We start from the raw sequence: 23,724 nt of genomic DNA on the forward strand, positions 1-23,724 counted from the left end.
TCGCCGTCGAGGTTCAGGCGCGCGAGCAGGCGACGCCGTTGAGCGAGAAGGTGGTCGGCGAGGAGTACGCGCCGCTCAGCGTCCCCTGGTAGCCGAAGCTGGTCGAGGCGCCCGGTGCGAGGGTGCCGTTGTAGCTGACGTTCCGCGCCGTCACCGCGGTCCCGCTCTGGGTCACCGTGGCGTTCCAGGCGTTGGTCACCCGCTGGCCGGCGGGAAGCTGGTAGGTCAGCGCCCAACCGTTGACCGTGCCGGAGCCGGTGTTGGTGACCACCACGTCGGCCGTGAAGCCGGTGTTCCAGACGCTGGCCGGCGAGTACCTCACCGAGCAGGCGGTGCCGGACGGCGGCGGGGTGGTCGGCGGGGTGGTCGGGGGCGGGGTGCCGCCGCCGTTGACGCTGGCGGAGAAGGAGGTCACCCCGAGACCGGCGCCGCCCTGCCACGGCTCGAAGCCGGCCTGGATGCTGGTCAGGTACCAGCTGTTGGTGATCGCGCCGCGGTTGCGTACGTCGGTGATGAAGTCGAGCACGCTGAAGTTCAGGCTCGCGATCGGCGACGGCGCGACGTACGAGATGACGTTGTTGGAGCCGTTGCTGCCCCGCCAGACCTCCCAGGTCCGGCCGGCCAGGGTGGTCGTTCCGACCGGGGAGCCGATGGGCTGGATCGGGCCCTGCCGGTTGAGCCAGATCATGATCTCCATCTGGTTGACCCCGTCCTTCTTCGGGGTCGGGTCGAGCCAGATGTCGTACGAGGCGTTGTAGACGGCCCCGCTGACGTACCGGTAGGAGATGCTGCTCTCGGCGCTGCTGATCTGGCTGACCTGGATCGGCAGGTTGGTGCCGGGGGAGCAGTTGGTGTAGTGGCAGCCGAGGAAGACCGACGGGTACGCGGTGGGGGCGCCGTTGGTCGGGTTGCTGCCGTTCTGGGTGGTGATCTCGAAGCCGGTGCTGGTGACGTTGATGCACTGCTGGGCGGTGGTGCCCCAGCGGTTGTTCTGCACCACGTACCGGTTCTGGATCACCGTGGAGCCGAACTGCTCGCAGATCTGCGTGTCGGCGGAGGCGGTGCCGCCGAGCGCGACGGCGACCAGCGACCCGGCGGCCAGCAGGCCGGCCGCGACGATGGCCCGGAGTGGACGTCTCATCATGCTCCTTCGACTTCGGCGTGGGGGGCGCCGGACGTGCCGGAGATGGCGGCGGGAGCGCTCCCATTCATTCGACACATTTACATGTCCGCAACACGAGCGCAATCGGTGCGGTTCGATGGAGCAGCCACCACCCCGTCGTGGCCGGCCTCCGGCGACGTCCACGCGGCGAGTCGGCGGGCCTCTCGCGCCGAGGCGAAGCCCCAGCTCAGCCGGGAGGCGCGCGGGGTCGACGGCTCGGCCGAGGGGTGGTCGACCGGCTGGAGACGTGAATGCCGTACGCGATGGTCGGCCCGGGTCCGAGGAGCGTTCGCCCCGGGCCGATCAGCCCTACCACGCGTCGATCGCGGCGAGTAGTGTCTTGCCTCCAACGCGTGCCGAACCCCCCTCCGGAGGCGTACACCACCATGGGTGGCTCCCCCCTGCGCATCCTCGTCGTCGGCGCGGGCATCGCCGGCCTGGCCGTGGCCCGGGCGCTGCGGTTGGTGGGCCTCCGGCCGGACGTCACCGAGAAGCTGCCCCCGAACGAGCTGGTCGACACCGGCCTCTACCTGCCCGGCAACGCCGACCGGGCGATGCGCCGGCTCGACCTGGACGGCCCGCTCCGCCGGTTCGGCCAGGTGATCCACCGCCAGCGCTTCCTCGACGCGGCCGGCGAGCCGCTCTGTGAGGTGGATCTCGACGCGCTCTGGGGCGGGGTGGGCCAGTGCCGCGCGCTGCCCCACCGCGACCTCTACCAGGTGCTGCTCAGCGGCGCCGGTGGAGCCGTCCGGCACGGTGCCGAGGTGAGCGCGGTGGAGCTGCTGCCCAACACGGTCGGCGTCACCTTCACCGACGGCACCGGCGGGGAGTACGACCTGCTCATCGGGGCCGACGGTCCCCGCTCGGCGGTCCGCGCGCTGGCCGCGCTCGGCGGTCCCGCCCGCCCCGCCGGTCAGGTCGTCTACCGGGGCGTGGTCCGCGACGGCCCGGACCTCGCCGACTGGACGGCCCTGCTCGGCCGGCGCGCCGGCTTCCTCGTGGTGCCGATCGGCGCCGGGCGGCTCTACTGCTACGCCGACGAGGCGGGCACCGTCGCCCCCGCCGACCCGCGCGCCCGTCTGGTCGAGCTCTTCGGCGACTACGGCGGCCCGGTGCCGGCGGTGCTGGACGCGCTGCACGACGTGCAGGTGGGGCTCACCGACGAGGTGGAGCTGGGACGCTGGTACCGCGGCCGGGTGCTGCTGGTCGGCGACGCCGCGCACGCCACCGCGCCCACCCTGTCCCAGGGCGCCGCGATGGCGCTGGAGGACGCGGTGGTGCTCGCCGAGTCGCTCCGGGCGGCCGGCAGCGTCGAAGCGGCGCTGGTGGCGTACGAGAGTCGCCGTCGCCCGCGTACCCGATGGGTGCGGGACCGGACCCGGGACCGCGACCGGACCCGGGACGTGCCGCCGGCGCTGCGCGACCCGCTGCTGCGCGGGCGCGGCGACCGGATCTTCCGGGAGCACTACCGGCTGCTGGTCGACCCGCTGTAGAGCGGCCCTCCATCCTGCCCCACCACCCCGAGCGGCGCACCCACCTGCCGGGGACTATCCTCCTTGCGGATGACGGCTCGCAGATAGAAGCGCGTGCCGAGCGGGACAACCGAGAACCGGAGGCCATTCGTGACCACCGTCGCACCCAAGCCGGTCGTGACCCGGCCATGGCCGGTCCGAGAGCCGGTCAAGGGGTCGGCCATCGCGCGGCTGCTGCGCACCACGGACGCGAAGCAGATCGGGATCATGTACATGGTCACCGCGTTCGTGTTCTTCATGGTCGGTGGCCTGATGGCCCTGATCATGCGTGCCGAGCTGGCGCGGCCGGGCCTGCAGTTCCTGTCGCCCGAGCAGTACAACCAGCTGTTCACCATGCACGGCACGATCATGCTGCTCTTCTTCGCGACGCCGATCGTGTTCGCCTTCGCGAACTACGTGGTGCCGCTGCAGATCGGTGCCCCGGACGTCTCCTTCCCGCGGCTGAACGCCTTCGCCTACTGGCTGTACCTGTTCGGCGGCACGATGGCGACGGCCGGCTTCATCAGCCCGGGTGGCGCGGCCGACTTCGGCTGGACCGCCTACACCCCGCTGAGCACGGTCGAGCACTCCCCGGGCGTCGGCGCCAACATGTGGGTGGTGGGTCTGGCCATCTCCGGTCTGGGCACCATCCTCGGCGCGGTCAACCTGATCACCACGATCCTGACCCTGCGCGCGCCCGGCATGACCATGTTCCGGATGCCGATCTTCACGTGGAACATGCTGGTCACCAGCCTGCTGGCGATCCTGGTCTTCCCGCTGCTGGCCGCCGCGCTCTTCGCGCTCGCCGCGGACCGGCTGATGGGCGCCCACGTGTACGACCCCGCCACCGGCGGCCCGATGCTCTGGCAGCACCTGTTCTGGTTCTTCGGGCACCCCGAGGTCTACATCATCGCGCTGCCGTTCTTCGGCATCATCACCGAGATCATCCCGGTCTTCTCCCGGAAGCCGATCTTCGGTTACAAGGGCCTGGTGGCCGCGACCATCGCCATCGCCGCCCTGTCGATGAGCGTCTGGGCGCACCACATGTTCTCCACCGGCCAGGTGCTGCTGCCGTTCTTCAGCTTCCTGAGCTACCTGATCGCCGTGCCCACCGGTATGAAGTTCTTCAACTGGATCGGCACCATGTGGCGGGGCCAGATCACCTTCGAGACGCCCATGCTCTGGGCGGTGGGCTTCCTGGTGACCTTCCTCTTCGGTGGTCTGACCGGGGTGCTGCTGGCCAGCCCGCCGCTCGACTTCCACCTGCACGACAACTACTTCGTGGTGGCGCACTTCCACTACGTGCTCTTCGGCACGATCGTGTTCGCCGTCTTCGCCGGCATCTACTTCTGGTTCCCGAAGATGTTCGGCCGGATGCTGGACGAGCGGCTGGGCAAGATCCACTTCTGGCTCACCATGATCGGCTTCCACACCACGTTCCTGGTGCAGCACTGGCTCGGCGCCGAGGGCTTCCCGCGGCGCTACGCCGACTACCTGCCCAGCGACGGCTTCACCACGCTGAACACGATCTCCACGATCGGCGCGTTCATCACCGGTATCTCGACCCTGCCGTTCATCTACAACTGCTGGAAGTCGTACAAGACCGGCCCGGTGGTCGAGGTCGACGACCCGTGGGGCCACGGCAACTCGCTGGAGTGGGCGACCACCTCGCCGCCTCCGCTGCGCAACTTCGACCGGATGCCGCGGATCCGCTCCGAGCGGCCGGCCTTCGACCACAAGTTCCCCGAGCTGGCGGCCGGCCAGAGCGTCGCCGGCCCGCCGGAGGGTGGCGCCAAGCCGCTCACCAGCGAGTCCACCGGTGGCGCCAGCTACCAGGAGGACACCGCGGGGAATCTCGACCAGCGCTGACGCTGACGTCCGACCGACGGGCGCCGCACCCCACCGGGGTACGGCGCCCGTCGCCGTTCCGTGCCCACCGGCGTGCGGTGCCCACCGCCGTTGCGGACGGCCGCGTGTCAGCGCCTGTCGGTGCGGAGCAACCTCTCGGGAACCTGACATCGAGATGAGCCTGATGCCGGAGAGGTATCAATATGCCTCTGAGGTATCACGCTCACAGGACATACTCCCGTGACTGCCGCCGCCCTCTCGCGGAGGGGAGTGACGATGTCAGGAAGGCGCTGCCGGGCGCTCGCTTTAGAGCTGATGGCGTCAACGGATCACGGGTGGGACCGACGCCACCGGCCACCGGCCCCGACCGGATATTCGTCTACGACATCAGCTCTAAAGCCTCTGCGACACCCCTGTGGCTCCCGCTCGCTCGCCGGGCCGAGTCCCCGGAACCGGTCGCTCCCCCCCGGCCCGCCGCCTCCGCGACACGCACCGGACAGACCGGCACTTGCTGAGGGGCACCCCAAGGCCGGGTAGCGACTTTCCCGAAGTCTCGGCCTCCGGAGGGCAGCGTCTGCCGGGCGTGAGATCAGGTGGCAGGGGGCGGCGGCGCTGGCGGGCCGTCCGGACCGGCTCAGGTGGTGACAGGGGCCAGGTCTGTGGTGGCGGGCTCGGCCGGGGTGGTGGGGGGCGTGGCCGACGCGGCGTCGGCGGCGCGTTCGCGGCGGTGACGCAGTTCGACCGGGAGCACCGCGAGCGCGACCAGCAGCCCGATCGCGCCGGTGACCGCGAACCCCCAGAGCGGGACCGAGGCGTCGATCACCGCGCCGGCCAGCGGGGCGCCCACCGCGATGCCGACCGTGATGGCCGACCCGTGCAGGCCCATCGCCTCGCCGCGCGCGCCGGCCGGGGCGAGGCGGCTGACCGCGTCGGAGGTGGCCGCGAGGGTGGGAGCGCAGAGCGCGCCGGCCGGGACCAGGGCCAGGCAGAGCAGCCACCAGTGCTCGCCGCCCAGCCCGACCGGGATCGTGCAGAGCGCGAGCGCGGCCATCAGCGCCAGCGGGGAGAAGGAGCGGCTGACCGCGCCGTAGGCGAAGCCGCCGACCAGCGAGGCGACCGCCCACATGGCGAGTACGACGCCGGTCCAGCCGACCTCACCGCTCTCCCGCAGCACCGCGATCACGGCGACGTCGGTGCCGCCCAGGACGAGGGTCGCGGCGGTGCTGACGGCCAGCACCGCGAGCAGGCGCGGGGTGAGCCACTCCCGGCGGGGCACCCGGCGCTGCGGCGCCGCCGCCTCCTCGGCCCCCCGGACCGGCGGGTTGAGCAGCCACAGCCCCACACCGGCCGCGACGATCCCGGCGCCGACCAGGTAGAGCGTGGTGCGGGCGGAGATCGCGGTGACGGCCACCGTGGCGAGGGCCGGGCCGACCATGAACGACAGCTCGACCGTCATCGAGTCCAGCGCGTACGCCGGCCGGCGGCGTTCCGCCGGGACGAGCGCGGCGATCGACTGGCGGATCACCGAGAAGATCGGCAGGGCGAGGCTGCCGGCCAGGAACGCCGCCGGCAGCAGCAGCGGGTAGGACAGGGCCGGCGCGGTCGACCAGAAGATCGCCTCGGCGACGCCGGTCAGCACCAGCACCGGGCGCAGTCCGCGCCGGTCCACCAGTCGGCCGAGCAGCGGGCCGCCGATCGCGGCGCCCACCGTGATCGCCGCACCCACCAGCCCGGCGGCGCCGTAGCCGCGGCCGAGATCCTGCACGACGTAGAAGGTGAGCGTCACCCCGGTCGCGGTCAGCGGGATGCGGGCCAGCACGGACACCAGCAGCAACGGCCGGAGCCCAGGCAGGGCGAGCGCCTGCCGGTAAGGCGTCAAGTTCACGATGGTCCGTACCTCCGGCGGCCATCTTCGACCCGGGGTACGACATCGGCAAGCGAATAACGGCTCAAGCGTCCCTGATCACAGCTTCCCCCGCATGGTCACCCCGGCTCCCGCCATGGCCCGCAACGCCACGTCCAGGGTGCTCGGCGCCACGGCGGCGGTGTGGTCGAGCAGCACGGTGGTGGCGAAACCCTCCCGGGCGGCGTCCAGCGCGGTGGCCCGTACGCAGTGGTCCGTGGCGATGCCGACCAGCTCCACCCGGTCCACGTCGTGCCGGCGCAGCCAGTCGGCGAGGCACTCGCCGTCGTCGGCGTGCCCCTCGAAGCCGGAGTACGCGGCCGCGTGTTCGCCCTTGTGGAAGATCGCCTCCACCCGTCTGGTGTCCAGGTCGGGGTGGAACTCGGAGCCGGCGGTGCCGACGACGCAGTGCGCCGGCCAGGATTCGACGTAGTCCGGCGGATCGCCGAAGTGCGCTCCCGGGTCGATGTGGTAGTCCTTGGTCGCCACCACGTGGTCCCAGCGGTCCGGCTCGGCGGCGAGCAGCCGGGAGATGTTGGCGGCGACGGCGGCGCCACCGGCGACGGCGAGGGATCCGCCCTCGCAGAAGTCGTTCTGCACATCCACGATGATCAAGGCGTTGCCCATCGGCGTGGCTCCTCTCAGACGATCATGCGGCGGGGACGACGGTCACCGGGATGGCCGGATCCCCGTCGGAGAGCTTCAGACCCTCCCACGGGATCGAGATCAGGCACTGCCGCAGGTGTTCCCGGGACTCGTCGAGGGAGGGCAGCGCCACCGGCTCGCCGTCGACCATGAAGGAGCGCTGGAGCAGCCGGTCGTTCGGCCGCCGGTCCGGCACGCCCTGGGGCACCACGATCTCCTCGGTGGCGGTGCCGGTCGGCTTGTGCCGGCGGACGGCGACCTTGCGGCCGCCGATGGTGGCCTTCTGCTCCGAGCGCTTGACCACCGCCCGGCCGCTGACCTCGACCAGCTTGTAGACCAGCCCGGCGGTGGGAGCGCCGGAGCCGGTCACCACGGCCGTCCCGGCGCCGTACATGTCGACGGGCTCGGCGGCGAGCGCGGCGATGGCGTACTCGTCGAGGTCGCCCGAGACGATGATCTTGGTTTCGGTGGCGCCGAGGGAGTCGAGCAGCTCCCGGGACTGCTGGGCGATCACCGCCAGGTCGCCGGAGTCGATCCGGACGGCCCGCAGCTCCGGGCCGGCCACCTCGATCGCGTTGCGGATGCCCTGGCTGATGTCGTACGTGTCGACCAGCAGCGTGGTCTCCTTGCCCAGCGTGGCGACCTGCGAGGCGAACGCGGCCTTCTCGTCGTCGTGCAGCAGGGTGAACGCGTGCGCGGCGGTGCCGGCGGTCGGGATGCCGTAGCGCTGCCCGGCGGCGAGGTTCGAGGTGAACCGGAACCCGGCCAGGTAGGCGGCGCGGGCCGCGGCGACCGCCGCCTCCTCGTGCGCCCGCCGGGAGCCCATCTCGATCAACGTACGGCCGCGGGCGGCGGTGACCATGCGGGCGGCGGCGGCCGCCACCGCCGAGTCGTGGTTGAGCACCGACAGCACCAGGGTCTCCAGCACCACGCACTCGGCGAAGCCGCCGCTGACGGTGAGGATCGGCGAGCCGGGGAAGAACAGCTCCCCCTCGGCGTACCCGTCGACGTCGCCGGTGAAGCGGTAGTCGGCCAGCCACTCGGCGGCCCGGTCGTCGACCACGCCGGTGCGGCGCAGGAAGTCCACCTCGTCCGGGGCGAACCGGAAGTCGCGGATCAGCTCCACCAGCCGTCCGGTGCCGGCGACCACCCCGTAGCGGCGACCGGCCGGCAGCCGCCGGCTGAACACCTCGAAGGCGCAGTGCCGGTCGGCGGTGCCGTCCCGCAGGGCGGCGCTGACCATCGTCAGCTCGTAGTGGTCGGTCAGCAACGCGGGGCGAAGGGTGCTCACCGGTCCAGCCTAGAGTTCACGCCGGCTCCCCGCCGTCGTGGCCCGGGATCGCCCGCAGCGCCGCCCGCAGCTCCGCCCGCCCGGTGATGCCGAGCTTGCTGTAGACCCGCTGGAGGTGGTTGTCGACGGTGCGCGCGGACAGGAAGAGCCGCTCGGCGATGGCCCGGCTGGTCACCCCCTCGGCGGCCAGTCCGGCGATCTGGAGTTCCCGGTCGCTCAGCGCCGGTCGTAGCGCCGCCAGCGCCGGGGTGCGGATCTGGTCGCAGCTGCCCAGCAGCGCGCCGAGCCGTTCGTGCGCGGCGGCGGCCGGGACGGAACGCCCCCGGCGCAGCTCGGTCAGGGCCGTCGCGGCCGCCTCCGCCGCCCAGACCGGCAGGTCCAGCGCGGCGAACTCGTCGGCCACCGCCAGCAGGCCGGGCCCGTCCCCGGCGACGGTGGCGCGGGCGTGCCGGGCGAGCAGCGGTGGCAGCACCCCGTCGACCCGCTCGCTGAGCTCGGTCAGCCGCTGCGCCACCGTGCGCCGGCTGCCGTCGGTGCAGGTCGGGCCGACCGGTGCGGTCGCCTGGCCGAGGCGTACGAGGTCGTGCAGGATCAGCACCTCGTGCCCGGCGAAGCCGTCGACGCGCAGCCGGTCGGCCAGCTCGGCCAGGTGCTTCGCCGCGCCGGGCAGGTCGCCGCAGGCCGCCAGCACCGCGCCGCGGGCCTGCTCCAGCCAGGGGTAGAGCACCGCCATGCCGGGGGCGTGGGTGCTGTCCGCCTCGGCCATCGCCTCCGCCGCGTGGCCCGCCTCGCCGCGCAGCGCCGCCGCCTGGGCCCGCTCGGCCTGGGCCAGGCCGGCGTAGACCCGGCTGGTGGCCAGCACCGCGCAGGCGCCGAGGCTGAGCCGCAGCGCCTCACCGCTGCGGCCGCGCAGCCGCGCCGCGTACGACTGGAGGATCGCCAGGTAGCCGGTGCCGAGCCGGAAGTCACCCGCGCCGGCCTGGTCGGCGAACTCGTCGGCCACGATCGCGTCGATGCCGGCCAGGTCCCCGGCGAGCGCCAGCCGGGTGCCCCGGGCCAGCTCCATGGCGAGTTGCAGGTAGGGCATGTCGGCCCGCCAGTGCGGCGCCTCCGCCTCGACCCGGGCGATCGCCGACGCGCTGCGGGTGAACCGTCCCCGGGCCGCGTCGAGATGGGCGACGGTGCAGCGGGCCAGCTCGCGAGCGGCCACGCAGGCCGCCGGGCGGTCCAGCACCGACCGGCCGAGCCGCAGCGCGGTCGCGGTGTCCAACCCGTGCAGCCGCATGATCGCCTCGAACGACCGGACCCGGGCCCGGTCGCCCGGGTCGGCCAGCTCGTCGCCGCCGCGGGCGATCTCGTCCACCGTGGACTGCCGGCTGAGCCCCCAGTAGCTGACCATGCCGCGCACGGTCAGCCAGCGGGCCCGCCGCCGGTCGCAGTCGATCTCGTCGGCCACCGCGTCGAGCACCCGCAGCGCCTCCTCCGGCCGGTCGGCGAACATCAGGATGGTGGCCAGCAGCTCCGCGGCGTCGAAGCCGCCGTCGGCGTGCAGCGCCGCCCGGGCCAGCCGGGTCGCCAGGGGTACGTCGTACCGGGTGAACGCCTGCACGGCCGCGCCGAGCAGCAGCGTGGCGTCCTGTGCGGTGCCGGAGTCGAGTCGCCAGACGGCCAACCGCAGCAGGTCGTCCCGGCGGCGGGCGCCGACCCCCTCGAGCAGCTCGGCGAGGCGGGCCTGGAGGCGTCGGGTCCGGCTGACCGGGCAGCGGCGCCGCAGCACCTCGCCGTAGAGCGGGTGCGCCAGCCGGACGTCGAGTCGCCGGTCGTCGTGGACCAGGGTGATCAGCCCCCGCTCCTCGGCCGTCTCCACGTCCGCCGGGTCGGCGGCCTGCTGGACCAGGTGCAGGCCGAGCGGTTCGCCGAACGCCACCAGCTCCACCACGGCCCGGACGCCGGCGTCGAGCCCGCCCACCCGGGTGTCGATCAGGTCGGTGAGGCTGGGGGCCAGCTCCAGCCGGCCGGTCCAGCGCCAGACCCCGTACGTGCTGACCAGCTCGCCGCTGCCGGCCGCGGCGAGCACCAGCTCCCGCAGGAGCAGCGGGTTTCCGGCGGAGAGCCGGAACAGCCGCTCGGCGGAGCCGGCGTCGACCGGGCCGTCCAGGATGGCGGCGAGCAGTCCGGTGGTCTCGGCCTGCCCCATCGGGGCCAGCTCGACGTGCTCGACGAGGTCGTTGGTCCACAGGGCCCGGATGGGCAGCGGGATCTGTTCGCCGTTGCGCAGGGTGCCCAGCACGGTGGTGTTCTCCGCCTGGGCGAGCAGGTGGACCAGCGCGGCCGAGGACGAGTCGAGCAGGTGCGCGTCGTCGATGGCCAGCACCATCCGCCGGCCGGCGGCCTGCTCGCGGAGCACCTCCACCGCCCAGCGCAGGACGCCGGCGGGGGTGAGGCCCTGGGGCTGTTCGGCGGGGAGCACCTGGGCCAGCCCGCCGAAGGGCAGGCCGGCGGTGGTGGCGCTGGCGGCGACGGACCAGATGGCGTACCGCTCGGTGGGCAGGGCGGCCACCCCCTCGCGGAGCAGGCGGCTCTTGCCGACCCCGGCGCTGCCGCTGAGGAAGAGCCCGCGCCCCTCGGGCCCGTTGACTGCCGACAGCAGACGGTTGAGCTCTTCCGTTCGGCCGACGAAGCCCCACCGACTCATCGCAGCAGCATATCGACGGAATTCCGTCCGCAGGGGCAGCGTCACGCTCTGAAGTTGAGTAATGTCGCAGTTACCGGTGAGTACTTGAAATGTTCCGTCCCGAGGGGGAACCGACCGTACCCTTCCGACATCTGATGACCAGCACCGGACAAACCACGCGGCCGGCCTCGTGCCGCCCGCCCTACCGGGAGGTGCCGATGAAGCCCGGTCCACTCCCTGGGGTCGACGTGCCCGACGATGCCGCCGGCCCGGCCGCGCTGCCCCGCTGCGGGCCGCTGCCCACCCGCCTCGGGGTGACCGAGCCCGCCCCGGACGAGCCGCTCGCGGTGGTCGCCGCCGGGCCCGCCGGCGCGGCCCGGCGCGAGGTGCTCGCCGCGCTGCTCAACACCTCTTCGGGCATGCTCGCCGTGCCGACCGGCAGCTGCCTGCTGGTCCGGCACGCCCAAGTGGCGACCCGGGCCGCGTACGTGCCCGGCTACCGCCAACCGCACTCCTACGGCGCCGACCAGGCGGCGGCCGGACCTGCGCTGGCCCGCCCGCCGCGCCGGGTCGAGCTGAGCCTGCCCGAACCCCTGCTGCGCCACTTCGCGGTGCTCGACACGCCGGACACCGACGGCCTCGGCGTCGCCGGCGGCCGGGTGCTGCTGGACGCGGTCGGCCGCGGTGGCGCCCTGCTCTTCGTGATCGGCGCCGACCAGGCGTTCACCGCCGCCGAGCTGCACCTGCTGGCCGAGGTGGCCCGGGCGGCGGTCGAGGTCTTCTTCGTGGTCACCCCCGGCGCGAGCGGCTGGGCGGCGACCCCGGACGGCGCGGCGACGACGGAGGACACGGAGGCGTCCGTCGCGCCGCCCCGGGAGGGGTCGCCGTCCGCCGCCGCCGTGGACCCGGTGGCGGTCACCGTCGAGGCGCACCGGGCGGCACTGCTCGCCGCCGTGCCGGACCTGGCCGGCGCCCGCTGGTTCCCGGTCCACCGCGCGGAGCACCCCGGCCTGCGCCGGGCGCTGGTCGGCTGGGCGGCCGACGAGGGGTTGCGCCGGGCCAGCCTGCAACCGCCCGTGCTGCCCGGCGCCCACGGCCGGGTGACCGTGGCGACCGACCTCGACCCGGGGGACTGGTCGGAGCGGCTGGAGCGGCAGACCCGCTCCTGCGCCCGCACCATCCGCCAGCACCTCGCCCTGGAGCTGGCCAACACCCACCTGCGGGTGGTCCAGGAGATCGTCTTCGGGGTCGGCTGCGCCGGCCTGCCGCAGCTGCTCGACCGGGAGATGGAGGCGCTCTCCCTGCTCGCCACCGCGCAGTTCGACCAGGCGGTCCGGGCGGTCATCGACGACGCCGCGGCGTGGATCTTCGGCGCACCGCTGGCCGAGGGCGTCCGCCGCCGCCTCGCCGCGGCGGTCCGGTGGGGCCTGAGCGACCACCCGGCCGGGAGCGACCTCGAACGGGTGCTCCTGGTCACCAGCACCGCCGGGGTGGGCGAGCTGATCGGCCCCGGCGCGATCGACGCCCTCGCCGGCCATCCCGGTGCGGAGCGCTCCGAGGTGCTGCCGCCGGTCGCCGTCGCCCTCTCCGGTGGGTGCTGGCAGCACTGGCGCAGCCCGGGCAACGACGACCCGAACGCCGCCCGCTCCTGGGCGCAGCGGGCCCTGCGGGAGGTCGAGCTGGAGCTGGCCCGGGAGGTGTCCCGGCGGTTCGAGGTGATCCGTCTCTCGCTCGGCACGGTGCTCTCCGATGCGCTCGACCACGGCATCCTGCTTGCCTGACGGCGGCATGGTCTCGTCGTCGCGCCGTCCGGTCTGCTGGGCCCGGGAGGGTGATCCCGGCCGCCCCGGCGTTCCGGTTCATCGGTTCGCCGGATCCGGTGGCACGATGGGGGGCATGGCGGCTCCACAGGTTGCACCGGTCGAGACGCCGGACACCGACGAGGTGCCGGTCTCGGACCGGCCGTGGGTGACGATCGTCTGGGACGACCCGGTCAACCTCATGACGTACGTGACCTGGGTTTTCCAGAAGCTCTTCGGATACAGCCGGGAGAAGGCCGAGCAGTTGATGCTGGACGTGCACCACAAGGGTCGGGCCGTCGTGTCGAGCGGCGCCCGGGAGCGGATGGAGCACGACGCGTCGCAGCTGCACGCGTACGGGCTGTGGGCGACGGTGGACCGCTCGTGAGCGCGAGGAGTGAGCCGGGGTTGCGAGCCCCGCAGTCGCGAACGGGGTTGGCGCCGTGAGCATGTTCCGCCGGCAGGCCGGGCGTTACGTCGCCACCTTCGCCGCCGACGAGGTGCGGGTGCTGCGCAAGGTCGCCTCCGAGGTGGTCGGCCTGCTGACCGACGGCTTCGACCACACCGATCCGGTGGTCGGTCGGCTCTTCCCCGACGCGTACCCGGAGGATCCGGCCGGCGCGGCCGAGTTCCGCCGGTACACCGAGGGCGACCTCAAGACCGCCAAGATCGACCAGGCCGGCGCCATCCTCGCCGCGCTCCCGGACTCCGACGGTGGCGAGGTACGCCTCGACGCGGAGGCGGCCGAGGCGTGGCTGCGGGCGCTCAACGACGCCCGGCTGGCGATGGGCGTCCGACTGGAGATCAAGGACGGCACGGACATCGGCGAGGAGCTCGACGACGCGGTCGCCGAGGACCCGAGCTCGTCCCGGGTGTTCCAACTGTCGGTCTACGCGTACCTGGGTTATCTCCAGGAGTCCCTGCTCAACGCCCTGATCGACTGATTGGTGACCCCCGCCACTTCGCTTCGGGGTGCCGGCAGGCGTTAGGCTGGGCGGCGTGCTGAGCATCGACCGGTCGATCGTCGACGCGATCGTGGCCCACGCGCGCCGGGACCACCCCGACGAGGCGTGCGGCGTGGTCGCCGGGCCCGCCGGCAGCGACACCCCCACCCGGCACATCCCGATGGACAACGCCGCCCGCTCGATGACGTTCTACGAGTTCGACTCGATGGAGCAGCTGCGGGTCTGGCGGGAGATGGACGACCGCGACGAGGAACCGGTCGTCATCTACCACTCGCACACCGCCACGGAGGCGTACCCGTCCCGCACGGACATCTCCTTCGCCGGTGAGCCCGGGGCCCACTACCTGCTGGTCTCCACCCGTGAGCCCGACACCGAGGAGATCCGCTCCTTCCGGATCGTCGACGGCGTGGTGACCGAGGAGCCGGTGCGGATCGTGGACGCGGCCGTGGACCCGCACGCCGTCCAGTCCTACATGTTCGGGCAGAGCCCGGCGACGGTCGACTACGAGTGTTCCGGTCGCTGACCCTTCAGCGCCGCACACTTCATCTCCCGTCACCGAGGCACACCCGATCAAGGAGTACGACACCATGGCCATCGAAGTTCGCATCCCCACCATCCTGCGCAGTCACACCGGCGGCGCGAAGGTCGTCGAGGGCGCCGGGGACACCCTGGGCGACCTGCTCACCGACCTGGACTCCCGGCACACCGGCCTGAAGGCCAGGCTGGTCACCGAGGCCGGCGCGCTGCACCGCTTCGTCAACGTCTACGTCAACGACGAGGACGTCCGCTTCCTCGGCGCGCTCGACGCCAAGCTCAACGACGGCGACAGCGTGACCATCCTGCCGGCCGTGGCCGGCGGCGCGTTCGGCTTCGCGGCGGCAGCCGCGATCAGCCAGCACCGCGCCGCCGCGGCCGCCATCGCGTCGCACGCCGCCCGCTGACCGGCGGTCGTCATGGCGCGGTACGACAGCCTGCTCGACGCCTGCGGTGGCACGCCCCTGGTCGGGCTGCCCCGACTCTCGCCGACGGTGCCCGACGGGGCGCCGCCGGTGCGGCTCTGGGCGAAGCTGGAGGACCGGAACCCCACCGGCAGCATCAAGGACCGGGCGGCCCTGTTCATGGTCCGCGCCGCCGAGGAGGCCGGCCGGCTCCGTCCCGGTGACACCATCCTGGAGCCGACCAGCGGCAACACCGGCATCTCGCTCGCCATGGTGGCCAAGCTGCGGGGCTACCGGCTGGTCTGCGTGATGCCGGAGAACGTTTCCACCGAGCGGGTGCAGCTGCTCCGGATGTACGGCGCGGAGATCATTTTCTCGCCGGCGGCCGGCGGTTCCAACCAGGCCGTCGCCACCGCGAAGCAGATCTCGGCCGAGCACCCCGACTGGGTGATGCTCTACCAGTACGGCAACGAGGCGAACGCCCGGGCGCACTACGAGACGACCGGGCCGGAGCTGTTGCACGACCTGCCCACGATCACCCACTTCGTGGCGGGCCTGGGCACCACCGGCACCCTGATGGGCACCGGCCGGTACCTGCGGGAGAAGGTCGACGGGATCCAGGTCGTCGCGGCCGAGCCCCGCTACGGCGAGCTGGTCTACGGCCTGCGCAACATCGACGAGGGGTACGTCCCGGAGCTCTACGACGCCACCGTGCTGTCCCGGCGGTTCTCCGTCGGCACCCGGGACGCGGTGCTGCGTACCCGGCAGCTGGTGGAGGTGGAGGGCATCTTCGCCGGCTTCTCCACCGGGGCGATCCTGCACGCCGCGCTGGCGGTGGCGCACGAGGCGGTCCGCGACGGTCGCCGTGCCGACGTGGCGTTCGTGGTCTGCGACGGCGGCTGGAAGTACCTCTCCACCGGCGCCTACGGCGGCACCCTCGCCGACGCCGAGGACGCCCTCGAGGGTCAGCTCTGGGCCTGACGCCCGGCCCGGGCCGGCCGGCGGAGCACGCCGGCCGGCCCGGTGGGTGTCACGTTGGTGACAACTTCCATCAGATGATTCTTGCCCCCCCGTCGCTGAGCGTAGGCTGCGCAGCGTGGCGTACACGTCGGTAGAGATCATCGGCGATGCCGACACCGGCGTGTCGACTACGGTGAGTCACTGCGGGGCGACTGGATGAAGTTGACGGTTCTCGGCTGCGCCGGCAGCTTCCCCGGCCCCGAGTCTCCCTGCTCCGCCTACCTCATCGAGGCGGACGGCTTCCGGCTCCTGGTCGACTTCGGTCCCGGGTCGCTCTCCACCCTCCAGCGGTACGCCGGACTGCACGCCCCGGACGCGATCCTCCTGACCCACCTGCACTGCGACCACATGCTCGACGCCGTCTCGTACGTGGTGGTCCGTCGGTACGCCCCGGACGGCCCGTACCCGCCCCTGCCGGTGTACGCCCCGTCCGGCGCGCCGGACCGGCTCGCCACGGCGTACGGGCAGGAGGACAGCACGGTCGACGACGTCTACCAGTTCTACGGCCTGCAACCCGGCACCTTCCCGATCGGCCCGTTCACCGTCACCGTCGACCGGATGAACCACCCCGTCGAGACGTACGGGGTCCGGCTGGAGCACGGCGGGCGGTCGCTCTGCTACTCCTCCGACACGGCGCCCTGCGACGCGCTGCTGCGGCTGGCCCAGGACGCCGACGTCTTCCTCTGCGAGGCCAGCTACATGGACGACACGGAGAACCCGCCCGACCTGCACCTGACCGGCCGGGAGGCCGGGGAGGCGGCCACCAAGGCGGGGGTCGGCCGGTTGCTGCTGACCCACCTCGTGGCCGCCTGGGGCAGCGAGGCGCACACCGTCGAGGCCGCCGCGGGCGCGTACGCCGGGCCGTTGGAAGTGGTCCGGGCCGGGGCCGCGTACGAGATCTGAGCGGGCACCCACGGCCGGTGCCGCCGCCCTAGGATCTCCCGGGTGACCGACCCCTCCCACGACGTCCCCGATCCCCGGTACCCGCCCGGCTCTCCCGCGGTTCCGCCCGCGCCGGGCTGGCCCTCGCCGCCGATGTCGGCGCCCCCGGCCGGGTCGGCCCCCGCAGCGCCTCTCCCGCCGCCCGGCTTCCCGCCCGCGCCCGGTTTCCCCGCGCCCCCGCCCGGCTTCCCGCCCGCTCCTGGCGCCCCCGCGTCCGCGCCGCCGGCCAACCTCGCCTCCGCGCCGCCGCCCGGCTTCCCGCCCGCTCCCGGGATTCCCGCCCCGCCGCCCAGCTTCCGACCCGGGCCGCCCGGTTTCCGGCCCGGGCCGCCTCACCCGGGGTACCCGGCCGGCCCGTACCCGGCGCCGCCGCGCCGCTCCGGCGGCGCGCGCTGGCTGGTGCTCTCCCTCGTCCTGGTGGTCTTCCTCTGCTGCGGCGGGCTCGGCTACGCCGGTTGGCTGCGCCCCTGGCTGCAACTCCAGGAACGCAAGGAGATCTACGCCGACCTGGGCGTGCCGTCGGGGTTCAACGGCTCCGAGCCGAGGGAGGTCGAGGCGACCAAGAGCGTGACCGGGCGGGTGGCGATCCTCTGCGAGAAGGGGATCTGCCCGGTCAACCTGGCGGAGAGCATCCACCACTGGATGGCTGACAGCGGCCAGCGGACCGCCACGATCCAGGACGTGGCCGACTGCCTCGGCAGCGGTGGCTCGTCCGGCCCCAACTGCGTGTGGGCCTGGCGGGTCGGCGACCACGTGGTGAAGGTGTCCACCTTCAGCCTGCTGCCCCGTCCCGGCCCGCGCGCCTACGACGGCACCTTCGCCCTCGACGTCGAGGTCCGGCCGGCAGACGACTGACCGGCGCGGAACCCGGGGTCACCCCACGTCGCGCGCCGGCGTGCCGACACCCCGGGGCGGTTGGCTCGGGGCACCGCATAGGGTGCAGGCATGGCGCGACCTGACGGGCGGCTGCCCGACCAACTCCGACCGGTGACCCTGACCCGCGGCTGGAGCACCCACCCCGAGGGCTCGGTGCTCGTCGAGTTCGGCGGCACCCGGGTGCTCTGCACCGCCAGCGTGACCGAGGGGGTGCCCCGCTGGCGCAAGGGCTCCGGGCTCGGCTGGGTGACCGCCGAGTACGCGATGCTGCCCCGGGCCACCAACACCCGCTCCGACCGGGAGAGTGTGAAGGGCCGGGTCGGTGGGCGTACCCACGAGATCTCCCGGCTGATCGGCCGGAGCCTGCGGGCCAGCGTCGACCTGAAGGCGCTCGGCGAGAACTCGATCGTGCTCGACTGCGACGTCCTCCAGGCCGACGGCGGCACCCGCACGGCGGCGATCACCGGCGCGTACGTCGCGCTGTACGACGCGGTGAACTGGCTGGCGGCCCGCAAGTCGCTGGCCGGCAAGCCGGAGAAGGTGATGCACCGGTCGGTGGCGGCGGTCAGCGTCGGGATCATCGACGGCGAGCCGCGGCTGGACCTCTGCTACACCGAGGACGTGGCCGCCGAGGTCGACATGAACGTGATCTGCACCGGCTCCGGCGACTTCGTCGAGGTGCAGGGAACGGGGGAGGACGGCGTCTTCTCCCGCCAGCAGCTCGACGCCCTGCTCGACCTGGGCGTGCTGGGCTGTCTGGAGCTGGCCGACGCACAGCGGAAGGCACTCACCTCATGAACAAGATCCTGCTCGCCACCCGTAACCGCAAGAAGCTCATCGAGTTGCAGCGGATCCTCGACGGCGCGCTGGGCGCGCACCGGATCGCCCTGGTCGGGCTCGACGACGTCGAGGAATATCCGGAGCTGCCCGAGACCGGCCTCACCTTCGGCGAGAACGCGCTGATCAAGGCCCGGGAGGGGTGCCGCCGCACCGGCCTGCCCACCATCGGCGACGACTCCGGCATCGCGGTCGACGCCCTCAACGGCATGCCCGGCGTGTTCAGCGCCCGCTGGGCCGGCCGGCACGGCGACGACCGGGCCAACCTCCAGCTGCTGCTGGACCAGATCGCCGACCTGCCCGACGAGCACCGCACCGCCTCGTTCGTCTGCACCGTCGCGCTGGTGCTGCCCGGCGGCATGGAGCACCTGGTCGACGGCCGCCAGGCCGGCCGGCTGCTGCGCGCGCCGCGCGGCGAGGGCGGCTTCGGGTACGACCCGATCTTCCTCGGTGACGGTCAGGACCGGACCAACGCCGAGCTGACCCCGGCGGAGAAGGACGCGATCAGCCACCGGGGCAAGGCGCTGCGCGAACTGGCGAAGCTGGTCGCCAAGGTGCTGCCGCCGAGCGCCGGCTGACGACGTTGTCGGCGGGCTCGCGGTGGGTGGAGTGAGCCGCGCCGACGTGCTCCGTTGGCCGGACAGTCCCGAGGCCGCCGCGGCGCTCGAGAAGTGGCTCGCCGCCGTCGGGTCCGATGCCGCCCCACCGGGGTCGTACCTGTCGGGTGACTTTCTCGACTTTCGCGGCGCGGACCTCGGTCACCTCGACCTGGCGGGCGCCTACCTGGCCGGTTCGTGCCTGGTCGGGGTGCGATTCGAGGGCGCCGATCTGGGCGGCGCGTACCTGCACAACGCCGCGCTCCAGGACGCCGACTTCACCCGCTCGGACCTGGCCAGGGCCAACCTGGTCGGCTGCACCGCCACGAACGCCCGCTTCCGCCGGGCGAGGCTGTTCGCGGCGGAGCTCGACGACGCCGTCCTCGCGGGAGCCGACCTCCGCCACGCCATCCTCAACTCGGCCCGGCTCTACCGGACCGATCTGCGGGGCGCCGACCTCGAAGGCGCGAGCCTGCGCTGGTGCACCGTGGGGGGCGGGAGCATGCCCGCGATCCTGAGCGGCGCGAGGATGGTCGGCTGCCGGCTCGACGGCGCGAGGGGGACGGTCGTCGGCCCGGTCCTGGTGGATGAGCAGGGCAGCCGGTCACTCGACGGCGCCGACCTCGAGCGGTGGTTCTCGGAGCGGGGCGCGGCGGAGCTCCGCGTGGCATCCCGGACGCCCTGAACCGCACCTCACCACTGCTTGGTCACCAGGTCGCCCAGTTCGCCGACGGCGACCCGGTCCTCGGTGGCCAGGACGGTGAGTACCCGCTCCACCTCGGCGAGGGTGGCGAACCGGCCCCGCGAGGTGGCGGTGCTGGTGTCCAGCTCCTCCACCCACAGCCCCTTCGGCTCCCAGGTGGTCTGCACGCACCCGCCGGACCGGCCCACGCAGGTCAGGAAGTCGTGGCTGAGCGGGCGCATCCGCCGTACCAGGACCAGCAGCTCCGCCAGGTCCATCGGCACGTCCTGGTCGAGACCGTCGACGTGCTGAGCGGTCACCTCCACGAACCCCACCGGCGCGGGCGCCGGCGCGGTGCCCGGCGGCAGGCCGCGCAGCCGCCGGACCAGTTCCGTGCCGTCGTACCGGCCCACGGTCAGCTCGGGTCCGCCCGGGTCGGCGTACGCGCCGACCAGCGCGTCGCCCTCCCGCCGGACCTCCACCGACCGGCCCGACCAGGTCAGCCGAACCCGGACGGCGGCCGGCAGCCAGGGCAGGTGCAGCGCGGTGAGCCGGCCGGCGGGCATCGGCCCGTCCCCCGGGGCGTGCGGCCCGGTCCAGCCGCCGAGCAGCTCCACGTCGACCTCGACGTCGTCGTCCGGTGTGGGTGGTACGGCGGCGAGCCGACCCACCCGGCGTCGGCGCCACACCATCGGCACCTGGATCCGGCTGCCGGGGTCGCCGTTCCAGTGGACGGTCAGCCCCTCGGCGCGCAGCGCCGCCGCCACCTCCTCGCCGATCTCCGCCGAGGGCGAGCCCCCGAACAGCCCGTAGGCGACGGAGACGGGCGACCCGGCCACGCCGCGCTCGGCGTCCTGCCGGTGGTAGAAGGCGTAGCCGCGCGGTTCGGTCGGGCGGGGCACGTCCGCCCCGATCTCGTCCAGGCCGCAGGTCTGGCAGCAGGTGAAGTTCTCCCGCGCGACCAGGCCGGCGGCGGTGAGCGCCCGGAACGCCGCGGTGAGCCGGTCGCTGTCGGTCACCTCCGGCCAGTGCGCCTGCGCCGCGAGGTGCCGGGTCAGCTCCTCGGTCACCACCGGCCACACCAGCTCCGCGACCCGCGCCGGCTCGTCGGTGCGGTTCAGGTACTCCACCGTCTCGGTGACGATCGCGGCGGCCGGCAGCTCGGCCAGCGCCACCTGCCGCCCGACGAAGTCCCGGATCTGCTCGTCGAGCTTCTGCTCCTCGGTGTCCACGGCGGCGAACGCTAACAGCACCGGCCGACAGTGGACGCGCCCTCCCGAACCGTCCGGTCGGCCCGGGGTCGGGAGGGCGAATCCGTTGCTCAGCCGAGCGGGCCGACCTCGCGTTCGATGGCCGCGCGCAGGTCCGGTCCGGCCAGCACGGCGCGGGCCGCCTCCATCACCGGGGCGAGGAAGACGTCCGGCCCGGGCTCGCCGGCGGCCCCGCCGAGCGCCGCGACCGCCGCGCGCCCGGCCGGGGACGGCTGAAGCGGCGCCCGCAGCTGGAGCCCGCGTACGCCCGCCAGCAGCTCCACCGCGAGCAGGCTGGTCAGGTTGTCCAGCACGGTGCGCAGCTTCTTGGCCGCCGCCCAGCCCATCGAGACGTGGTCCTCCTGCATGCCGCTGGTGGGCAGCGAGTCCACCGACGCGGGGGCGGCGAGCCGACGGTTCTCGGCGACGATGCCCGCCGCGGTGTACTGGGCGATCATCAGGCCGGAGTTGACCCCGGCGTCGGGGGAGAGGAACGCCGGCAGCTCCCGGTTGCGGGCCACGTCGAGCAGCCGGTCGACCCGGCGTTCGGCGATCGCGCCCACCTCGGCGGCGGCGATGGCCAGGTAGTCGGCGGCGAAGCCGAGCGGCGCGCCGTGGAAGTTACCGGTCGACTCGACCCGCCCGTCCGGCAGCACCACCGGGTTGTCCACCACGGACCGCAGCTCCCGCCCGGCGACCGTCTCGACGAAGTCGAGGGTGTCCCGGGCCGCGCCGGCCACCTGCGGCGCGCAGCGCATCGAGTACGCGTCCTGCACCGCGTGGGCCAGGTCGTCGCGGTGCGAGTCCATCACCCGGGAGTCCTGGAGCAGCCGGTGGATGTTCGCCGCCGAGGTGGCCTGGCCGGGGTGCGGCCGGATGGCGTGCAGCTCGGGCAGGAACGGCCGCTCGGAGCCGAGCATCGCCTCGATGGCGAGGGCGGCCGTCACGTCGGCCATGGTGAAGAGGTGCCGCGCGTCGTGGATCGCGAGCAGCAGCATGCCGAGCATGCCGTCGGTGCCGTTGATCAGGGCCAGCCCCTCCTTGGCGGCCAGCTCGACCGGGGCCAGCCCGGCCTCGCGCAGCGCGTCGGCGGCGTCGGTCCGCTCGCCGGCCGGGCCGAGCACCCAGCCCTCGCCGAGCAGCGCCAGTGCGCAGTGCGCCAGCGGGGCCAGGTCGCCGGAGGCGCCGAGCGAGCCGTGCTCCGGCACCCACGGGGTGATGTCGTGGTTGAGCAGGTCCACCAGCGCCTCGGCGACCAGCGGGCGGACCCCGGAGTGGCCCAGCGCGAGCGAGCGGACCCGCAGCAGCATCATCGCCCGGACCACCTCGCGGGGCATGGGCGCGCCCACCCCGGCGGCGTGCGAGCGGATCAGCGCGTGCTGGAGCTCGGCCCGGCGCTCCGGGGCGACGAAGGTGTTCGCCAGCGCCCCGAAGCCGGTGGAGACGCCGTACACGGGCCGACCGGCGGCCTCGATGCCGTCCACGATGGACCGGCTGGTGGTCATCGCGTCCACGGTGGCCGGGGCGAGGACGACCTTGGCGGTGCCGCGGGCGACCGCGAGCACGTCGGCGGGGGTGATCCCGGTGGGCTGGATGGTCACGATCGACATTGCGGCGCTCCGTTGTGCAGGACCTGGCGGATCAGTGGCACACCGGGCCGGTAGGCCAGGTGCAGGTGGGACGGGGCGTCCAGGACGACCAGGTCGGCCCGGGCGCCGGGGGCGAGCACGCCGACGTCGTCGCGGCGCAGCGCCCGTGCCCCGCCGGCGGTGGCAGCCCAGACCGCCTCCGCCGGGGTCATCCGCATCTCCCGTACGGCGAGCGCGATGCAGAACGGCATGGACGACGTGTACGACGACCCGGGGTTGCAGTCGGTGGCCAGCGCGACGGTGACCCCGGCGTCGAGCAGCCGACGGGCGTCCGGATACGGCGACCGGGTGGAGAACTCCGCTCCGGGCAGCAGGGTGGCGACCGTCGCCGAGCTGGCGAGCGCGTCGACGTCGGCGTCGGACAGGTGGGTGCAGTGGTCCACGCTGGCCGCGCCGAGTTCCACCCCGAGCTGCACGCCCGGCCCGGGGCCGAGCTGGTTGGCGTGCAGTCGCACGTCCAGCCCGGCCGCCTGCCCGCAGGTGAGGATGGCCCGGGCGTGGTCGGCGTCGAAGGCGCCGCGCTCGCAGAACACGTCGATCCAGCGGGCGTACGGTGCGGCGGCGGCCAGCATCGGCCCGCAGACCAGTCCCACGTAGTCGTCGGGGCGGTCGGCGTACTCGGCGGGCACGACGTGCGCGCCGAGGAAGGTGGTCTCCCCGGTGACCTCGGCGGCGATCCGCAGCGAGCGGGCCTCGTCGGCGACGGTGAGGCCGTACCCGCTCTTGATCTCGATGGTGGTGGTGCCCTGCCGCAGCGCCTCGGCGTGCAGCCGGCGCACGGTGGCCCGCAGCTCGTCGTCGGAGGCGGCCCGGGTGGCGCCGACCGTGGTGCGGATGCCGCCCCCGGTGTACGGCTCGCCGGCCATCCGGGCGGCGAACTCGGCGGCCCGGTCCCCGGCGAAGACCAGGTGCGCGTGGCTGTCCACGAAGCCGGGCAGCACGGCCGCCCCCTCGGCGTCGATCCGCCGGTCGGCGGCCGGCGCGTCCCGGCCCGGCCCGATCCAGGCCACCAGGCCGTCCTCGACCAGCAGCGCGACGTCGCGCCGGATGCCCAGCGGTCCGCCCTCGCCGTAGCCGGTGTTGGTGACCAGCTCGCCGATGTTCTCCACCAGCAGGCTGCCGGCGCGGTGCGGCAT

21 protein-coding genes are annotated in these 23,724 nt (G+C 73.7%); 13 read left to right on the forward strand and 8 right to left on the reverse strand.

Annotated elements, in window-relative coordinates; all coding sequences use genetic code 11:
• Positions 1-13: 13 nt before the first annotated feature.
• Positions 14-1,141 (reverse strand): glycoside hydrolase family 12 protein, encoded by a 1,128-nt coding sequence (locus AC5L3Z_RS12870; protein WP_494841774.1) that lies wholly within the window; start codon positions 1,139-1,141, stop codon positions 14-16.
• A 407-nt stretch (positions 1,142-1,548) separates the two neighbouring features.
• Here AC5L3Z_RS12870 and AC5L3Z_RS12875 point away from each other — a divergent pair, with 407 nt between their 5' ends.
• A complete protein-coding gene (locus tag AC5L3Z_RS12875; RefSeq protein ID WP_494842179.1) occupies positions 1,549-2,655 on the forward strand; it encodes an FAD-dependent monooxygenase in 1,107 nt (368 codons plus the stop codon).
• A 129-nt stretch (positions 2,656-2,784) separates the two neighbouring features.
• Positions 2,785-4,542 carry an aa3-type cytochrome oxidase subunit I gene (gene ctaD, locus AC5L3Z_RS12880; protein WP_494841775.1) on the forward strand — a complete coding sequence of 586 codons (1,758 nt, stop codon included), beginning with the start codon at positions 2,785-2,787 and terminating at the stop codon, positions 4,540-4,542.
• Positions 4,543-5,155: 613 nt separating this feature from the next.
• Here the strand turns inward: ctaD and AC5L3Z_RS12885 are convergent.
• From AC5L3Z_RS12885 to AC5L3Z_RS12900, 4 genes are all read right to left on the reverse strand, one after another.
• The gene (locus AC5L3Z_RS12885) at positions 5,156-6,406 is read right to left on the reverse strand and encodes an MFS transporter (RefSeq protein ID WP_494841776.1); all 1,251 of its coding nucleotides are present in this window, start codon (positions 6,404-6,406) and stop codon (positions 5,156-5,158) included.
• 78 nt (positions 6,407-6,484) lie between these two features.
• Complete coding sequence (locus tag AC5L3Z_RS12890) at positions 6,485-7,051, reverse strand: isochorismatase family protein (RefSeq protein ID WP_494841777.1); 567 nt, start codon at positions 7,049-7,051, stop codon at positions 6,485-6,487.
• Positions 7,052-7,073: 22 nt separating this feature from the next.
• The gene (locus tag AC5L3Z_RS12895; protein ID WP_494841778.1) at positions 7,074-8,360 is read right to left on the reverse strand and encodes a nicotinate phosphoribosyltransferase; all 1,287 of its coding nucleotides are present in this window, start codon (positions 8,358-8,360) and stop codon (positions 7,074-7,076) included.
• Positions 8,361-8,376: 16 nt separating this feature from the next.
• Entirely contained in the window at positions 8,377-11,055 is a 2,679-nt protein-coding gene (locus AC5L3Z_RS12900; RefSeq protein ID WP_494841779.1) for an ATP-binding protein, read from the reverse strand.
• Between the two features lie 197 nt (positions 11,056-11,252).
• Here AC5L3Z_RS12900 and AC5L3Z_RS12905 point away from each other — a divergent pair, with 197 nt between their 5' ends.
• The 11 genes from AC5L3Z_RS12905 (at position 11,253) to AC5L3Z_RS12955 (ending at position 19,692) form a co-directional block, all read left to right on the forward strand.
• On the forward strand, positions 11,253-12,815 hold the full coding sequence (locus AC5L3Z_RS12905) for a P-loop NTPase family protein (protein WP_494841780.1): 1,563 nt from the start codon (positions 11,253-11,255) through the stop codon (positions 12,813-12,815).
• Between the two features lie 115 nt (positions 12,816-12,930).
• The gene (gene clpS / locus AC5L3Z_RS12910) at positions 12,931-13,221 is read left to right on the forward strand and encodes an ATP-dependent Clp protease adapter ClpS (protein WP_089010866.1); all 291 of its coding nucleotides are present in this window, start codon (positions 12,931-12,933) and stop codon (positions 13,219-13,221) included.
• A gap of 61 nt (positions 13,222-13,282) precedes the next feature.
• Positions 13,283-13,777, forward strand: coding sequence for a DUF2017 domain-containing protein (locus tag AC5L3Z_RS12915; RefSeq protein ID WP_494842181.1), 495 nt, complete (start codon positions 13,283-13,285; stop codon positions 13,775-13,777).
• 55 nt (positions 13,778-13,832) lie between these two features.
• Positions 13,833-14,321, forward strand: coding sequence for a M67 family metallopeptidase (locus tag AC5L3Z_RS12920; protein WP_494841781.1), 489 nt, complete (start codon positions 13,833-13,835; stop codon positions 14,319-14,321).
• A gap of 64 nt (positions 14,322-14,385) precedes the next feature.
• A complete protein-coding gene (locus AC5L3Z_RS12925) occupies positions 14,386-14,739 on the forward strand; it encodes a MoaD family protein (RefSeq protein ID WP_494841782.1) in 354 nt (117 codons plus the stop codon).
• A gap of 12 nt (positions 14,740-14,751) precedes the next feature.
• A complete protein-coding gene (locus AC5L3Z_RS12930) occupies positions 14,752-15,717 on the forward strand; it encodes a PLP-dependent cysteine synthase family protein (RefSeq protein WP_334613168.1) in 966 nt (321 codons plus the stop codon).
• 195 nt (positions 15,718-15,912) lie between these two features.
• Positions 15,913-16,659, forward strand: coding sequence for an MBL fold metallo-hydrolase (locus AC5L3Z_RS12935; protein WP_494841783.1), 747 nt, complete (start codon positions 15,913-15,915; stop codon positions 16,657-16,659).
• Between the two features lie 42 nt (positions 16,660-16,701).
• Positions 16,702-17,553, forward strand: coding sequence for a hypothetical protein (locus AC5L3Z_RS12940; RefSeq protein ID WP_494841784.1), 852 nt, complete (start codon positions 16,702-16,704; stop codon positions 17,551-17,553).
• A gap of 90 nt (positions 17,554-17,643) precedes the next feature.
• Positions 17,644-18,372: a ribonuclease PH gene (gene rph, locus AC5L3Z_RS12945; protein WP_334519281.1), complete on the forward strand. Its 729-nt coding sequence runs from the start codon at positions 17,644-17,646 to the stop codon at positions 18,370-18,372.
• Entirely contained in the window at positions 18,369-18,989 is a 621-nt protein-coding gene (gene rdgB, locus AC5L3Z_RS12950) for an RdgB/HAM1 family non-canonical purine NTP pyrophosphatase (protein WP_494841785.1), read from the forward strand. The genes rph and rdgB overlap by 4 nt, the downstream gene beginning before the upstream one ends.
• 31 nt (positions 18,990-19,020) lie before the next feature.
• Entirely contained in the window at positions 19,021-19,692 is a 672-nt protein-coding gene (locus AC5L3Z_RS12955) for a pentapeptide repeat-containing protein (RefSeq protein ID WP_494841786.1), read from the forward strand.
• An 8-nt stretch (positions 19,693-19,700) separates the two neighbouring features.
• On the opposite strand, the gene AC5L3Z_RS12960 is transcribed toward AC5L3Z_RS12955, so the two are convergent.
• The 3 genes from AC5L3Z_RS12960 to hutI all read right to left on the reverse strand — a co-directional run bounded on the left by AC5L3Z_RS12960 (position 19,701) and on the right by hutI (position 23,724).
• On the reverse strand, positions 19,701-20,942 hold the full coding sequence (locus tag AC5L3Z_RS12960) for a DUF6891 domain-containing protein (protein ID WP_494841787.1): 1,242 nt from the start codon (positions 20,940-20,942) through the stop codon (positions 19,701-19,703).
• 68 nt (positions 20,943-21,010) lie between these two features.
• Positions 21,011-22,549, reverse strand: a complete 1,539-nt coding sequence (hutH, locus tag AC5L3Z_RS12965) for a histidine ammonia-lyase (RefSeq protein ID WP_494841788.1) — start codon at positions 22,547-22,549, stop codon at positions 21,011-21,013.
• Positions 22,537-23,724, reverse strand: a complete 1,188-nt coding sequence (gene hutI, locus AC5L3Z_RS12970) for an imidazolonepropionase (protein WP_494842183.1) — start codon at positions 23,722-23,724, stop codon at positions 22,537-22,539. Before hutI ends, hutH begins: the two co-directional genes overlap by 13 nt.

The organism is Micromonospora sp. LZ37 (genome assembly GCF_059359015.1).

What these genes read in the sequence shown, in the direction of transcription:
- clpS (WP_089010866.1), top strand. Translation starts at nt 12,931, where the DNA reads ATGGCGGCTCCACAGGTTGCACCGGTCGAGACGCCGGACACCGACGAG.
- AC5L3Z_RS12875 (WP_494842179.1), top strand. Translation starts at nt 1,549, where the DNA reads ATGGGTGGCTCCCCCCTGCGCATCCTCGTCGTCGGCGCGGGCATCGCC.
- AC5L3Z_RS12935 (WP_494841783.1), top strand. Translation starts at nt 15,913, where the DNA reads ATGAAGTTGACGGTTCTCGGCTGCGCCGGCAGCTTCCCCGGCCCCGAG.
- rdgB (WP_494841785.1), top strand. Translation starts at nt 18,369, where the DNA reads ATGAACAAGATCCTGCTCGCCACCCGTAACCGCAAGAAGCTCATCGAG.
- AC5L3Z_RS12930 (WP_334613168.1), top strand. Translation starts at nt 14,752, where the DNA reads ATGGCGCGGTACGACAGCCTGCTCGACGCCTGCGGTGGCACGCCCCTG.
- AC5L3Z_RS12870 (WP_494841774.1), bottom strand. Translation starts at nt 1,141, where the DNA reads ATGAGACGTCCACTCCGGGCCATCGTCGCGGCCGGCCTGCTGGCCGCC.
- AC5L3Z_RS12890 (WP_494841777.1), bottom strand. Translation starts at nt 7,051, where the DNA reads ATGGGCAACGCCTTGATCATCGTGGATGTGCAGAACGACTTCTGCGAG.
- hutI (WP_494842183.1), bottom strand. Translation starts at nt 23,724, where the DNA reads ATGCCGCACCGCGCCGGCAGCCTGCTGGTGGAGAACATCGGCGAGCTG.
- hutH (WP_494841788.1), bottom strand. Translation starts at nt 22,549, where the DNA reads ATGTCGATCGTGACCATCCAGCCCACCGGGATCACCCCCGCCGACGTG.
- AC5L3Z_RS12915 (WP_494842181.1), top strand. Translation starts at nt 13,283, where the DNA reads ATGTTCCGCCGGCAGGCCGGGCGTTACGTCGCCACCTTCGCCGCCGAC.
- AC5L3Z_RS12925 (WP_494841782.1), top strand. Translation starts at nt 14,386, where the DNA reads ATGGCCATCGAAGTTCGCATCCCCACCATCCTGCGCAGTCACACCGGC.
- AC5L3Z_RS12900 (WP_494841779.1), bottom strand. Translation starts at nt 11,055, where the DNA reads ATGAGTCGGTGGGGCTTCGTCGGCCGAACGGAAGAGCTCAACCGTCTG.
- rph (WP_334519281.1), top strand. Translation starts at nt 17,644, where the DNA reads ATGGCGCGACCTGACGGGCGGCTGCCCGACCAACTCCGACCGGTGACC.
- AC5L3Z_RS12905 (WP_494841780.1), top strand. Translation starts at nt 11,253, where the DNA reads ATGAAGCCCGGTCCACTCCCTGGGGTCGACGTGCCCGACGATGCCGCC.